The sequence below is a fragment of the Paraliomyxa miuraensis genome, from assembly GCF_026337845.1.
In the GTDB taxonomy this organism is placed as follows: Bacteria; Myxococcota_A; Polyangia; order Nannocystales; family Nannocystaceae; genus Paraliomyxa; species Paraliomyxa miuraensis.
The window spans coordinates 1-688 of the sequence record NZ_JAOVZF010000078.1; the positions used below are offsets into that span (position 1 = coordinate 1).

Below are 688 nucleotides of genomic sequence, written 5' to 3' on the forward strand. Positions count from 1 at the left end.
CGATTCGGGACGGCTCTCTCGTCCCCCGGCCTCGAGCGGATCCGGACGTCGGGGTCAGGCGAACGAGACCCCTCCGATCTTTCGGCCCGCCGCGCGCAGCAGCGGCACCAAGCCCGCATTGGCCACGCCCTCGGCCGCTTGCACGACGATCTCGTCCTCGGAGAGGAACGCGAGCGCCGACGCACCGAACGCCAGGATGTGGTCGAGGCTCGCGGGCGTCCCCATCAGGGACTCGAGCGCCGGCTTCTTCTGGTAGAGCAGGCCCGTCAGCAGGGCCACCCCGGCGGTGGTGCCCATGCGGAGGACCCGGTACTCGACCAGCTTGGCCTCCTGGACCTGGGCGAGGGCCTTGGTGTCCTTCTTCTGGAGCACCTGCTTGAGCTCCGTCTTGGACATCTCGTCGTACTTGTCGATGTTCTTGTAGGGGTTGATGACCGCCAACTTCTGCATGCGTCGTCTCCTCGTGGATGTGCGGTCGATGATGACCGCGGGTACCGAGGCAGTGAGCCACGCAGATGTCCACTCGTCGAATCGACGGCGGGGCACTTCAACCGCGAAGAACGCGCTGAAACCCCGAATTTCGATTGCGAAACCTATTTGGAATCGATTCGGAATGGTTTCCGAATCGATTCGGAACCGCGGCAGTTATCGACTTCGAGGTCCGAGGGAGCGGGGATCGTCGACGGGG

At 64.4% G+C, this 688-nt stretch carries 1 protein-coding gene; it reads right to left on the bottom strand.

The window, feature by feature from the left end:
* Nucleotides 1–54: 54 nt before the first annotated feature.
* Nucleotides 55–450, bottom strand: a complete 396-nt coding sequence (locus OEB96_RS00350) for a hypothetical protein (RefSeq protein ID WP_266213381.1) — start codon at nt 448–450, stop codon at nt 55–57.
* Nucleotides 451–688 lie beyond the last annotated feature (238 nt).

Excerpts from the sequence above, each read along its gene's own strand:
- OEB96_RS00350 (WP_266213381.1), bottom strand. The coding sequence starts at position 450 with ATGCAGAAGTTGGCGGTCATCAACCCCTACAAGAACATCGACAAGTAC.